This window comes from Gemmatimonadota bacterium, from assembly GCA_026387915.1.
Lineage (GTDB): Bacteria > Gemmatimonadota > Gemmatimonadetes > Gemmatimonadales > Gemmatimonadaceae > Fen-1231.
Genome location: JAPLKS010000022.1, coordinates 271,410 through 284,423, shown reverse-complemented (window position 1 = coordinate 284,423; position 13,014 = coordinate 271,410). Strand labels below are relative to the sequence as shown.

Sequence of the window (13,014 nt, the reverse complement as noted above, 5' to 3'; positions counted from 1 at the left end):
TCATGGGAATCTCTGGCCGTATTGCGGCGGCGTTTCTTCGCTCGCGCCTGACGCCACTCCTCGCCATTGCCTCGCTCGCCCTTGGCGCGCTTGGCCTGATGGCCACGCCTCGCGAAGAAGAGCCGCAGATCAGTGTGCCGATGATCGACGTGATTGCGGTGATGCCAGGGGCATCGCCGCTTGAGATTGAAAATCTATTGGTCCGTCCGTTGGAACGGCGGATGCAGGAACTCGACGGCGTGGACCACGTGTACGCGATGTCGGGCGACGGATACGCGATGGTGACGGTGCGCTTTAAGGTCGGTGAGAATCAGCAGGCCAGCGTGGTGAAAGTACACGCGCGCATTCTCTCCGATATGGATCAGGCGCCGCCGGGTATGATGACGCCCATCGTAAAGCCGCACGCGATTGACGACGTGCCGGTGCTCGCTCTCACACTGCATTCAAAAACCGAAGGGGCGAACGCGTTGCGTTTGGCGGCGCTCCGTCTTGAAGACGACATCCGCACCGTCGCCGAGGTGTCAGAGACGCATGTCACTGGTGGGGAACCACGTGAACTGCGTGTGACCATGGATCCGGCGCGACTCGCTGCTGCGGGCGTAACGCCGGGCGAAGTGATGATGGCCCTGCGCGGCGCCAATGCGCGACTACAGGCGGGCGAAGTTACAAATGCGAACACCACCGTGCGCGTTGACGTCGGTGCGCCGATTGCGACCGCATCCGATGCGGGTGCGGTGATTGTGACAGTCCGCGGTGGAACGCCAGTGGCCGTACGCGACATCGCAACGATTACCGAAGGCTTTGGCGAACCGACGCAGTATGTATCGCACGCTGTAAGCGGCGGATCCGCTGAAGCGGCCGTGACAATTTCGGTGGCAAAACGGAAGGGCGCCAACGCAACCGACGTGACCCGCGCCGTGCTGGACCGGATTGAAGCCACGCGCTCAAAGATCCTTCCCGCCGGCGTGGAGTTCACCGTTACGCGCGACTACGGCGAAACCGCCGGCGAAAAAGCGCGCGAACTGATGCTGCACCTGCTTATCGCTACCCTTTCGGTCACGCTTCTCATCTGGTTGTTCCTCGGTTGGCGCGAGGCGCTCGTGGTGCTCGTGGCCGTGCCGGTCACGCTCGCACTGACACTCTTTGCGTACTACGCACTCGGCTACACGCTCAACCGCATCACGCTCTTTGCCTTGATATTCTCGATCGGCATTCTCGTGGACGACGCCATTGTCGTGGTAGAGAACATTTATCGCCATCTCCGGATGGGCGATCGGCCGAGTGAAGTGGCTGCTGTTGAAGCCGTAGATGAAGTTGGCAATCCCACGATTCTCGCAACCTTCACGGTGATTGCCGCCATTCTGCCAATGGCGTTCGTGTCTGGCATGATGGGTCCGTACATGCGCCCCATCCCGGTCGGCGCGTCGGTGGCGATGCTCGCATCACTCGGCGTCGCGTTCGTGGTGACACCCTGGCTCGCCTATCGCTTGCTCAAGGGGCACGTCGCCAAGCTCGCCACCGCGCATGACCGGGCGCACGAGGAAGAAGAGCAGGGACGCTTTGGTGTGTTCTATGCCCGCTTGATGAGCGGACTCATGGACAACCCCGGCCGCCGCCGTGCGTTCTATGGAGCGGTGGTCGCGCTTCTCCTCGGCTCGGTCGCGTTGTTAGGAGTGAAGGCGGTCCAGGTGAAGATGTTGCCGTTCGACAACAAGAGTGAGTTCCAGGTAGTGCTCGACCTGCCGGAAGGCGCGACCCTCGAATCCAGCAATGCGCTGGCTCAGGAAGTGGCGACGCGCTTGCGCTTGGTGCCTGAGGTCGTCAGCACCGAGACCTACGCCGGTACGTCGGCGCCGTTCAACTTCAACGGGCTCGTACGTCACTATTTCATGCGGCGCGGCGCGAACGTGGCGGACGTGCAGGTGAATCTCAAGCCCAAGGGCAAGCGTTCGCGGCAGAGCCATCAGATTGCTGTGGCCGTGCGTCCGGCGGTGGACTCGATTGCCGCGCGCTACGGCGCTTCGGCGAAAGTTGCGGAGATTCCGCCTGGCCCACCGGTGCTCAGTACGTTGGTCGCCGAAGTGTATGCGGCGGATGATAGCACGCGCCTCGAAGCGGCGAAGGCCGTGAAGCAGGTGTTTGAAAAGACCGCCGGTGTGGTGGATGTCGATTGGTCGGTAGTCGCGCCGCAGGCCACGGAGGTGTACCGCGTCGATCGTGTGCGCGCCGCCGCCGCCGGTGCGAGCGTGGAGCAGATTGCGCAAACGCTCGCGATTGCACTCAGTGGTGCGCCGGCTGGTGTGGCCAGTCAGCCCGAGGCGCGTGACGCCGTATTGATTCGCCCGCGCTTTGCGCTCGGCCAGCGGTCGACGCGCGAGGCCTTGCTTTCCGTGCCTATTGCCACGATGACCGGACCGCAGCCGCTCGCACGATTTGTACATCTCGAGACACGCCCGCGCGATGACATTCGCATGCGCCGCAACCAGCGGGCGATGATCATTGTCACCGGCGACGTGGCCGGCAGCGTGGAATCGCCGGTGTATGCGATTCTCGAAATGAATAAGGCCATTGACGCGATCCGGATTCACGGCGCTTCGATCGCTCGCTATAACTCGGTTCAGCCGTCGCGGTCTGATGAAACGGCCATCAAGTGGGACGGCGAGTGGCAGGTGACGATCGAAGTGTTTCGCGACCTCGGCATCGCCTTTGCGATTGTGCTCGTGCTGATCTATGTGCTCGTGGTCGGCTGGTTCCAGTCGTTCACGGTACCGCTAGTGATCATGGCACCGATTCCGCTGACCCTCATCGGCATTCTGCCGGGGCACGCGATCTCCGGTGCGTTCTTCACGGCTACCTCTATGATAGGCATGATTGCGCTCGCGGGAATTATTGTGCGCAACTCAATCCTTTTGGTGGACTTCATTCAACTCGCCGAGGCGCGCGGTCGGCTGTTGCGCGAGGCCGTGCTTGAGGCCGGTGCGGTGCGATTCCGTCCGATTGCGCTGACCGCCGCCGCGGTGGTAGTGGGCGGACTGGTGATGGTGCTGGATCCGATTTTTCAGGGGCTCGCCGTGGCGCTGATGAGCGGTGCGGTGGTGGCCACGGGGCTCACGATGGTCGTCGTGCCGCTGTTGTACTGGGAGTTGCAGCGTCGCGGCGGCGAGGAGAAGACACAATGAAGACACTACTGATTATGTATGCCGGCGCGGACCCGCGTTTTGTGGAGCGTCTGCTCGACACGCAGGGCGCGGCTGGCTGGACAGAACTGACGCACGCGCGCGGCGCGGGAATGAGCGGGCGACACGAAGGCACCCGCGCCTGGCCAGGCAATACGACCGTCTTTTTGACGGTGGTGCCAAGCGAACAGGTCGCGTCGCTCACCGACGCCATTGTCGCGGCTCGCGCTGAGCTAGTGAGTGGCGAACGCCTGCACGCTGCAGTTCTTCCGACCGATCTCTTTATCTAACAGGAGCCCATCATGTGCAATGACCTGATTATCCGTCGGTTCGCCGGCGTGTTTGTGATGGTGTCCGTGGCGCTCGGCGCCTGGATGTCGCCGTGGTGGTTTGTGTTTACGGCGTTTGTGGGACTCAACCTGTTACAGTCGAGTTTCACCAACTTCTGTCCGCTGGAGCGGATCCTCGGCCGGATGGGGTGGTTCGGATGCCGACCGGCGCGCTAGTCATGCGCGGGCGTGGACGGCGCGTCGCTTCATCGGTATATTCCGATTCGGTAAAACAACCCTTTACGGGATCGGTGTGGATGTCGCTGATGAAGATGACACCGGAACTCTTGTCGGTGATTGCCGAACGCTTCAAAGCGTTCGCGGAACCGGCGCGTCTGCAGGTGCTCTATGAATTGAAGAGCGGAGAGCGCACGGTCACCGAGTTGGTGGCGGCCACTGGCCTTGGCCAGGCGAATCTCTCGAAGCATCTGCAGCAGCTGTATGCCGCCGGCGTTGTGTCGCGGCGCAAGGAAGGGTTGTTCACGTACTATGCGCTGGCCGATAAAGACGTGCTGAAGATGTGCGACCTGATGTGCGGCCGCCTCGATCGCGAAACCTCCGCGCGACGCAAGGCGCTTAGCGCGGGGTAAGGCGGAGACCCGCGGGATCGTTGACCACCGCGAGGATCATCTGGTCGAAGGTCTTGGCGTCGGCGCTCCCGGCGGGATACGGATTGGCGGCGGGCACCGAAAAGGCAAACACAACGTCTCCTTTCTCCGCGACTCTCGCGGCGATCGGCGTTCCCGGGCGCGCCTCGATCTTGCGCCACGCGGCCACGCTGAAGGTACGCACCACGAGCAGCGTCTTCGGCATCACCGTAGAGCCCTTGCCCGGGCGATAGGTGAACTCCACCGCCTGACGTGCGCCCGCTGTGGAATCGGCGTGCTCGGCGACGGTATAATTGCCGCGCCACTCCGGTGGGAAGTCGATGGAGAACTGGCTGCCGGTACTCTGGAAGTGATCGAACGCCTGCGCGGCGCCGGCAATGACGTCGGCTGGAGTCACCTCGCCGGTCCGCGCTTTTTCGCTGCTGCCACAGGCGACGGCAGTCACCAAGAGGAGCAGGGCGGCGATCAACAGCTGCGGTCGGGTGGTGGCGCGCATGGCGGGGAGCTCAGTGAGGGGGCGGCTACTTATCGGTGCAGCAAGAGTGACGTCACGCGCGGCCGAGATCCTGATTGGCGCGATATCCGGAAAGTAACAGGCGGCGGCGCTTTCCGGTTCTGCGGTAGAGGAGGCCATAAGTGGTCGTGTGTGCAGGCAAAACACTCGGATCGGATGCGCATTTCTGAACCGGAACCCCGACTCACCAGAGGTAACCGCTCAGAGGCTGAATTTTGTTTTTCAGTGAGATGCCGATACTATACGTGTGTGGAACATGCGAATCCCGGTCCGCGAGTTGGGCCGGGATTGTTATGATGGGGTGTAGCTCAATTGGCAGAGCATCGCACTGTTAATGCGACGGTTGGTGGTTCGAGTCCACCCGCCCCAGTAAACGAAAGAAATGCGGCGCGCACCAACTGGTGCGCGCCGCATTTTCATTGGCCGTCATCGAAGCGATTCACCTGTTGCCAATCCACTACCGCTTCGCGTACACGCTCGTCTTGCCGGCCCGGTCAAATGCCAGCACCTCATACGGGCGCTTCGTTCCTTCATCCATCCCTGGCGGCCCCTGAATCATGCCGGGCACCGTCAGGCCCACAATTTTCGGCTTCTCCGCCAGCATTTTCTTGATGAGATCCGCCGGCACATGCCCTTCCACCACGTAGCCGCCAACAAGTGCGGTGTGGCAACTGCCGAGTTTGTCCGGCACCCCCGCCTCGCGACGCATCGGAGTCGGATCATCCATCAGGATGACCTTCGTGGCGAATCCATTCTTGTCCATGTACTTCACCCACTCGCCACAACAACCGCAGGTGGGGCTCTTGTACACGGTAATCGGAATCGGTGCGGCGCCCGCATCGGTCATCGCATGCGCCAACGCCGGCACAGCGGCCATCAACGCACCGGCACCGCACGACAGTTTCAGAAAATCACGACGTTTCATATTCATTCTCCCATTCCGGTTCAGGGAACAATCGCCACCGGCGCATTCCAAACATTGTTCGTGCGATCCGTATCCACCAGTCGGTGGTCGGGGTCGAGCTCAATCTTGGTCACCTTCTTACCGGTGAACTTGTACTGCCGAGCATAGCGCACCGTGTTCGTGCTCCAGACCTCGGCGGGGTACTGATAATCTGTAGTGCTCCCGTCGCTGAAGGTGAAGCGGGCCCGAATGGGAAGCACACCGCGCGCGCGGTTGGCGTACACGACGTTCACCATCGACGTATCGCCCTTGGCGTTGATTTTCACATCGTCCATGGCCTGATCGAAATGCGGGTTCTCCGTGAACCACTCACGCCAGAACCAGTCGAGTCGGCGGCCACCCGCGTCTTCCATGGTGCGGAAGAAATCGCCCGGCGTCGGATGCTTGAATGCCCAGCGCGCCGTGTACGTGCGGAAGGCGTCGTCAAACGCCTCGGGGCCAAGAATCTCCTGACGCAGCAACTGTAGCCCGACGCTCGGCTTCACATAGGCCTGAAAGCCAAGGAACTGCGGGTTGATACGGTCTGGCCCCACGACAATCGGTTCGTCGCGACTGGCGCGCATCAAGTTCTCAATGAACTGCCGTTCCTGCGAGGCGCGCTTCATCTGGTCGCCATCCGTCGGAAAGCGACGCGCTTCGCTGAACGTATTAATGAAGGTGTTGAACCCTTCATCCTGCCACATGTGCACGCGCTCGTTGGAGCCGACGATCATCGGGAACCACATGTGCCCAATCTCGTGCGTCACCACGTTGTACAGCTCTTGCTTGGTGCGGCTCTGATCTTCCATCGCGATCATCGGATATTCCATCCCGCTGATCGGTCCTTCAATCGCGCTGACATGCGGCCACGGATACGCAAACCACCGTTCGGAGTACTCCTGAATGCTCATCCGGCTCATGTCGGCGGCATCGGACCAGAGCGCGGCAGCCTTGGGGCGGTAGTACGCAAAGGCGTAGCTCCCCTTGTAGCTCGACGCGTCCCACTGATACTCCGGTGACGCGGCCCACACGGCGTCGCGCACATTCTTGGCGCGGAACTTCCACGTGAGCATGCCGTCCTTTTTGGGGCGAGCGGCACCGCTCGTGAGTTCGTCGGCGGTAATGATGCGCACCACCTGATCGGTCTTGGCGGCTTCCGCGAGGCGAGCGACCTGCGCGGCCGGCAGCACTTCCTTTGCATTCTCGAGCGCGCCAGTTGCCGCCACGATGTAGCCGGCCGGAACAGTCACCGCGAGCGAGAAATCGCCGTATTCGAGATAGAACTCGCCCTGGCCGAGGTACGGCTCAATGTTCCAGCCGTGCACATCATCATAGACCGCGGTCCGCGGATACCACTGCGCGATTTCATACAACGCGCCATCGCGTCCCATGCGGTCGGCGCCGTGCTCTGGTACCGGAAACTTGTAGGTCATCTCCACCGTCGCCGTTTTCCCTGGTGCGAGCGGCTCGGCGAGATTCACCTTCAGCATGGTTTCGTTCTCGCGCACCGTCAGCGCGCTCTTCCGCGGCGCCTTGCCAGCGCCGGCTGCCAGTGCCTGCTCCACACGCGAGATCGTATAGCCGCCGGCAAAGTCACGCGCGCCAAAGCGTGAGTTCTGCGGAAAGATGTACGAGTTGAGCGAGTTGGCACGGAACGCATTCTGCTCAGTCTGCAACCAGAGATAGGTCAGCGTGTCGGGCGAGTTGTTGGTGTAGCGAAGTGTTATCTCGCCGCTCACGGTCTTGCTAGCCGTGTCGAGCGTCGCTTTGAGATCGTAGTCGGCACGGTTCTGCCAGTAGCGCGAACCCGGTGCGCCACTTGCCGCGTGCGTCGCGCTCGGCGCGCCATACGAGAACGGCGCAAAGATGGACGAATCGTTGACGCCGGTTTTGTCGAACTTCGGCGGCGCAACGGGGGTGGCCTGCTGCGCCGAGAGCGGCGCGGCCAAGGCGATGAGAGCGAAGAGAGCAAGTCGACGCACGAGACGAAAACTCCTATCCACGAGGGTGTTGGCGCGCGGCATCACGGCGTGATGCTGCGCGGAAGTCCGGCGAGTGAGGTCACAAGTAGGAGCGCCCACTGTGGCCCCTTATACCCCACCGGTGTGTCCTGGTACCACTCGGTGACGGCGTGCGCGTCGCCGCCACGTCCGCCGCCGCCAATGGTGATGGCGGGAATGCCGAGGCTCATCGGGATGTTGGCGTCGGTGCTGCCGGCGTCCGGCGTGCGCGACTCTTCGCCAAGGGCCTTCACTAAATCCGTCGCGGCACGCACGATGGGCGTGTCCTCGGTCTGCGGCACTTTGCCAACTGGGCGAATGCCGATGGTGTCGTAATGCACGGCGATTTTTGCCGGCGACTTGGGCCAGCGCGCATTTTCCGCGGCGAGGCCACGGGCCACAGCGTCCTTGATGAGCGCGTCCATTTTTTCGAGGTTGTCCACGCTTTCGGAACGCATGTCCACATCCATCGCGCCGTCAGGCGAAATGGTGTTCACGGACGTCCCACCCTTCACAACGCCCACGTTGTATGTGGTCTTGGCGCCGCCGGGCACCTGGAGATCGCCGATGTTCGTGATAGCGCGCCCCATCGCGTGGATCGCACTCGGCATACCGAAGGCGCCATAGCTGTGACCGCCTGGGCCGGTGAACTGCACACTGTACCGCTTACTCCCCACCGCGCGACTCGACACGCGCATCCCCAGGCCATCGACGGAAATGAAGTAGTCGATCTTTCCCTTGTAGCTTGAGTTGAAGAGGTAGCGCACGCCGCGGAGGTTCCCCGGCCCTTCCTCCCCGACATTGGCCACCAGCACAATCTTCCCGACGGTCTGAATCGCCCCTTCCTTGAGCGCCTTCGCCACCGTGAGGAGCACGGCAAGTCCACGGCAGTCGTCGCCAATCCCGGGGGCGTCAAAGCGATCGCCGCGCTTCTTCACCTTTACGTTGGTGCCTTCCGGAAACACCGTGTCGAGGTGGCCGGCGAGCAGGACGGTTGGCCCGTTGCCGGTGCCCGCATGCTCCGCCACGACGTTCCCAATGGAGTCGATGCGCGCGCCCGGGTAGCCTAGCGCGACCATGCGGCGACGGAACTCCTCAGCACGCGCCTTCTCTTTGAACGGCGGGGCGGGGATCTCGCAGAGCTGCACCTGCTGATCGAGAGTCCAACTGTTGTTCGTCTTTATTCCCTCGAGCGAGCGCCTCACCGCTGGGTTGTCCGGCGCGACCAGCGCGATTTGCGCGGACAGCGCAATAGGGAGGAGCAATCCAATGATTGCCAAGGGGGTGTGCTGAATCGTGAGACGATGCATATTCGAGCCTCAGTCAGTTCCGAATTTGGGTAGCCCGGCGGGCCTCCCGCTTCCGAGTGAACCTATCCTCGCGACCTCCGAATTGCACCGATGACCGCCTTTCCCTGGCTCTCACAGTACGACTCCGACGTTCCCGCAACCCTGGAACCGTATCCGCAGCGCACCCTCCTCGACTATTTCGACGAAGGCGCTCGTGAACGGCCGGACGCGCCGCTCCTCCTGTTCAAGGGGCGCGCCGTGTCGTACCGCGAGATCGACCGAGATAGCGATACCTTTGCCGTGGCACTCGCCGCCATGGGCGTCGGGCGTGGCGATCGGCTGGCCGTGATGCTCCCGAACTGCCCGCAGTTCTTTGTGGCGGAGCTCGCGGCCTGGAAACTCGGCGCCTCTATCGCGCCGCTCAATCCCATTTACACCGAAGAAGAACTAGTCGGACCGCTCACCACGATTGACGCAACGGTGATTCTGGTGTTGACGCCGTTCTACGAACGGCTCAAGAACATTCAGGCACGGACACCCACCACCCGCGTGATCACCACGAGTATCAAGGAATACTTTCCGACACTCACACGGCTGGCGTTCACACTGTTGATGGAAAAGAAGTTGGGGCATCGCGTCACGCGCCGAGGTGAGGACGTGGCGTTCGCCGATCTTATGCGCCAGTATGCCGGTCAAAAACCGACCTCGGCCCGCCCTGGACCTGACGACACCGCTATGCTCCTGCTGAGTGGCGGAACGACCGGCACACCCAAGTGCGTCGTGGCGCACCACGGCGGATTGGTGATCACCGGACTGCAGCTGCAGACGTGGAGCAAGTCGGAACTCCGGAGTTGGGAGTCCGTACTCTTTATGCCATTGCCGATGTTTCATTCGTATGGGGCCTGTGCCGTGCAAAGCGCGGCGTTGATCGGGCACCATCCCATTGCGATCATTCCGAACCCCCGCGACCTCGACGATCTCGTGGCGACGCTGCATAAAGTTCGTCCGACCTACTTTATGGGAGTGCCGACGCTCTACACGGCCATGCTCGCCCGCAAAGATGTGCAGGACAAGCGAATCGACCTTTCCTCACTGCGTGTGTGTGTGAGCGGCGCCGCGCCATTGATGGAAGAAACGCGCCGACGCTGGGAAGCGATCTCCGGTGTGCGCATCCTCGAAGCGTACGCGCTCTCCGAGTCCTTGGTGGCGGCCACCGCCACGCCGATGCGTGCGCCCGCGCGCCTCGGTTCCGTGGGCGTCCCCCTGCCCGATGTGCAACTAAAGATTGTGGACGTCGATGACCCAACCAAATTAATGGCCACCGGCGAGACCGGTGAGATTCTTATGCGCGCGCCGCAACTCATGCGCAGCTATTGGCGCAATGCGAGTGAAACGGCGGTCATGTTACAGACCAATGCCGCCGGCGAAACGTGGATGCACACGGGCGACCTCGGGTATCTCGATGCCGACAGTTATCTGTACATCGTCGATCGGAAGAAGGATCTGATCAAGCCGAGCGGATTGCAGGTGTGGCCGCGCGAGCTGGAGGAGGCGATCGCCAAGCATCCGTCGGTTGCCGAAGTGGGGGTGCGCGGATTCCCCGATGAGGCCAGAGGAGAAATCGCCGTGGCGTTTGTCGTGTTGCGGGAGGGCATGGACGTCACCGCTGACGATTTACGTGCGTTCTGCCGTCAGCATCTCGCGCCGTATAAAGTGCCGGGGCGCGTTGTGTTTCGTCGTGAGTTGCCCAAATCGCTCGTTGGTAAAGTTCTCCGCCGCATGCTCACCCTCGACGAACCCAATGCCGCGAGCTAGTGCCGGACGTCCGCGTGCCGTCGGGCGCGCGATTCTCTTTGGCGCATGGCTGTTATCTCGTGCGGCGATCGCGCAGTCGACGGTGCCGCAGGCGGTGCAGCAGGCGGTGCAGCAGCCACGCGAACCGATCACGCTACTTATTTCGCTCGACGCCTTTCGCTCCGAATATTTACAGCGCCCCGCCGCCGTCAATCTGCGGGCACTCGCCGCGCGCGGCGTGCACGCCGAACGCATGGTGCCGAGTTTTCCGAGCAAGACATTTCCCAACCACTATACGTTGGTTACGGGGCTCTATCCTGCGCACCACGGCATCGTGGCGAACGTGGTCTCCGATTCTGTGCTTGGGCGGTTTGCAGTGGGAGACAACCCACAGGTGCGCGACGGTCGCTGGTGGGGCGGCGAACCCATTTGGGTAACAGCGGAACGACACGGTGTGCGCGCGGCGCCGTACTTCTGGCCCGGCGCCGAGGCGGAGATCGGGGGCGTACGTCCGACATTTTACGCCAAGTATTCGGATCGCGTTGGCCACGCCGCGCGCATCAACACCGTGCTCGAATGGTTGGGATTACCCAAAGAGCGCGCTCCGCGTTTTGCGACGATCTACTTCAGTGACGTAGACGATGCCTCGCACCGCTACGGGCCGTTCACGCCCGAGGCAGACGCGGCAATTGCACGGGTGGATAGCTGCGTTGGCGCGCTGGTCGCCGGCATCGCGCGACTCGGGCTGACCGATTTCACGAATGTCATCGTGGTGTCAGATCATGGCATGACGCCGATCGCGCCAGAGCGAACCATCTTTCTTGACGACTTCGTATCGCTCGATAGTCTCGAAGTCATTGACTGGACGCCCATCGCCGCACTCGCGCCGAAAGCAGGCAAAGAGGCGTATGTGTATCGCCAGCTGCACGGTGCGCATCCGCATCTCGCCGTGTACCGCAAGGCGGAGCTTCCCGCACGACTGCACTATGCCGACGGCGCGCGCGTGCCGGCGATCATCGGAATATCAGATGAGGGATGGAGCGTCAGTTCGCATGCACGGTTCGCACTCCCTGGCGGCAAACCGAAAGGCGGCGCGCACGGCTACGACAATCAGTTGCAGTCGATGAGCGCCACATTTGTTGCGGCCGGACCGGGAATCAAAACCGGCGGCATCACCGTGCCCGCGTTCCAGAATGTGCACGTGTACTCGTTGCTCGCCGAGTTGCTGGGAGTAAAGCCGGCAAAAACGGACGGTAGCGTAGATTCCGTTCGCGCAATCCTACGGCGCTGAAGGTGCGGCGGGTGCGGCAGGCGCGGCAGGCGCTGCAGGCGCTGCAGGCGCTGGCCGGCGCAACATGCGCCACACCAGCGCGGCGGCGATTCCGAATACGAGCAGTGTCGGAATACCGATAAAGAACAACAGCGCGGCTGGCACGCCGACGAGGAGCAGGATCAACCAGCGCAGCCCAAGGCGCGCCAGGATCCACTCAAAGACAATTACCCGCAACAAGGCCAACATCGTGCCCTCCGGCGTCCGATAGTTGCCCTACGGTGCGGGGTAGGGCACGGGTTTCAGAACTCGCGGCGCTTCATTTCTTTGAAGAACCGATCACGTTCAATCGCCGTATCGTCCGCAGTGCGCTGCGGCGCCGTTTTGTCGTAGGTCTTCAGGCCATCTGTCTTGGGCTTCGCCGTTTTGCTCAGCTTCTTGACGAGCGCCTGAATTTTTTTGTCATCGTACTGCGTCACGAATGCCTCCGTAGGGCGCGTGGGGTCGGGGAGCGCCTGACGGAAGATATCACCATTCCCGACGGCTTTCACCCATCGCGGTGGTTACTATGTCAGAGTCCCCCCAGACACCCTACCCCACAATCGGGAGGACCCGTGGATTGGTTCGTGCGCGCGTTTATGAAATCGAGCCTCTTTTGGCTTGGCGTCGGTGTGACCCTCGGGCTCGCCATGACGGTGTGGCCGGGGCTGGTGGTGTATCGCACCGCCCATCTGCATATCAATCTCCTCGGGTTTGTGGCGCAGATCATCTACGGCGTGGCACTGCACATCATTCCGCGTTTCTTTGGTCAGCCGCTGGTGTATCGGCGCATGGCCGAGGCGCAGTTCTGGCTGGCGCAGGGTGGTTTGGCACTGCTCGCCGGTGGTTTTGCATTGCGCGCCGCCGGATTGCCCGCCTCTCAGGGGGTGATCATTGCCGGAGCCGTGGGATCGGGGCTCGCCGCCTATTGCTTCATTGTGAACGTGTGGCGCACGATCAACGCCAGCCCCATGCGGGCGGTTATTGGCCGCGGCGGGCGCACGGTGCCGTTACAGCCGCAGCCTATGTAACGGCCGCTCTCTGATTGCCAG

Annotated in this window: 13 protein-coding genes and 1 tRNA gene; 8 read left to right on the top strand and 6 right to left on the bottom strand. The window is 62.2% G+C overall.

The genetic code is table 11. The features are described from left to right. Positions 1-2: 2 nt before the first annotated feature. From NTZ43_15105 to NTZ43_15090, 4 genes are all read left to right on the top strand, one after another. Positions 3-3,179 (top strand): efflux RND transporter permease subunit, encoded by a 3,177-nt coding sequence (locus tag NTZ43_15105; GenBank protein ID MCX5768546.1) that lies wholly within the window; start codon positions 3-5, stop codon positions 3,177-3,179. Next, positions 3,176-3,466 (top strand): hypothetical protein, encoded by a 291-nt coding sequence (locus tag NTZ43_15100; GenBank protein ID MCX5768545.1) that lies wholly within the window; start codon positions 3,176-3,178, stop codon positions 3,464-3,466. The genes NTZ43_15105 and NTZ43_15100 overlap by 4 nt, the downstream gene beginning before the upstream one ends. A gap of 12 nt (positions 3,467-3,478) precedes the next feature. Further along, positions 3,479-3,682, top strand: a complete 204-nt coding sequence (locus NTZ43_15095) for a DUF2892 domain-containing protein (GenBank protein MCX5768544.1) — start codon at positions 3,479-3,481, stop codon at positions 3,680-3,682. 89 nt (positions 3,683-3,771) lie between these two features. Further along, entirely contained in the window at positions 3,772-4,095 is a 324-nt protein-coding gene (locus NTZ43_15090) for a metalloregulator ArsR/SmtB family transcription factor (GenBank protein MCX5768543.1), read from the top strand. On the opposite strand, the gene NTZ43_15085 is transcribed toward NTZ43_15090, so the two are convergent. Beyond that, the gene (locus NTZ43_15085) at positions 4,082-4,609 is read right to left on the bottom strand and encodes a hypothetical protein (protein MCX5768542.1); all 528 of its coding nucleotides are present in this window, start codon (positions 4,607-4,609) and stop codon (positions 4,082-4,084) included. The genes NTZ43_15090 and NTZ43_15085 overlap by 14 nt on opposite strands. A gap of 315 nt (positions 4,610-4,924) precedes the next feature. Here NTZ43_15085 and NTZ43_15080 point away from each other — a divergent pair. Further along, a tRNA-Asn gene (locus tag NTZ43_15080) sits at positions 4,925-4,997 on the top strand. 87 nt (positions 4,998-5,084) lie between these two features. Here the strand turns inward: NTZ43_15080 and NTZ43_15075 are convergent. Genes NTZ43_15075 through NTZ43_15065 form a run of 3 tightly spaced genes read right to left on the bottom strand, consistent with a single transcriptional unit; the run spans position 5,085 to position 8,880 of the window. Further along, positions 5,085-5,552: a DUF411 domain-containing protein gene (locus tag NTZ43_15075; GenBank protein ID MCX5768541.1), complete on the bottom strand. Its 468-nt coding sequence runs from the start codon at positions 5,550-5,552 to the stop codon at positions 5,085-5,087. A gap of 20 nt (positions 5,553-5,572) precedes the next feature. Next, positions 5,573-7,552 (bottom strand): M1 family metallopeptidase, encoded by a 1,980-nt coding sequence (locus NTZ43_15070; protein ID MCX5768540.1) that lies wholly within the window; start codon positions 7,550-7,552, stop codon positions 5,573-5,575. Between the two features lie 41 nt (positions 7,553-7,593). Beyond that, positions 7,594-8,880 carry a M20/M25/M40 family metallo-hydrolase gene (locus tag NTZ43_15065; GenBank protein ID MCX5768539.1) on the bottom strand — a complete coding sequence of 429 codons (1,287 nt, stop codon included), beginning with the start codon at positions 8,878-8,880 and terminating at the stop codon, positions 7,594-7,596. Between the two features lie 90 nt (positions 8,881-8,970). Here NTZ43_15065 and NTZ43_15060 point away from each other — a divergent pair, with 90 nt between their 5' ends. Beyond that, positions 8,971-10,674, top strand: a complete 1,704-nt coding sequence (locus tag NTZ43_15060; protein ID MCX5768538.1) for an AMP-binding protein — start codon at positions 8,971-8,973, stop codon at positions 10,672-10,674. Next, on the top strand, positions 10,661-11,944 hold the full coding sequence (locus NTZ43_15055) for an ectonucleotide pyrophosphatase/phosphodiesterase (GenBank protein ID MCX5768537.1): 1,284 nt from the start codon (positions 10,661-10,663) through the stop codon (positions 11,942-11,944). Before NTZ43_15060 ends, NTZ43_15055 begins: the two co-directional genes overlap by 14 nt. On the opposite strand, the gene NTZ43_15050 is transcribed toward NTZ43_15055, so the two are convergent. Continuing rightward, complete coding sequence (locus NTZ43_15050) at positions 11,933-12,172, bottom strand: hypothetical protein (protein ID MCX5768536.1); 240 nt, start codon at positions 12,170-12,172, stop codon at positions 11,933-11,935. The two genes, NTZ43_15055 and NTZ43_15050, sit on opposite strands and share 12 nt — an antisense overlap. 53 nt (positions 12,173-12,225) lie before the next feature. After that, on the bottom strand, positions 12,226-12,474 hold the full coding sequence (locus NTZ43_15045) for a hypothetical protein (GenBank protein MCX5768535.1): 249 nt from the start codon (positions 12,472-12,474) through the stop codon (positions 12,226-12,228). Positions 12,475-12,537: 63 nt separating this feature from the next. Between NTZ43_15045 and NTZ43_15040 the strand changes: the two genes are divergently transcribed. Next, on the top strand, positions 12,538-12,993 hold the full coding sequence (locus tag NTZ43_15040) for a cbb3-type cytochrome c oxidase subunit I (GenBank protein MCX5768534.1): 456 nt from the start codon (positions 12,538-12,540) through the stop codon (positions 12,991-12,993). Positions 12,994-13,014: the final 21 nt, after the last annotated feature.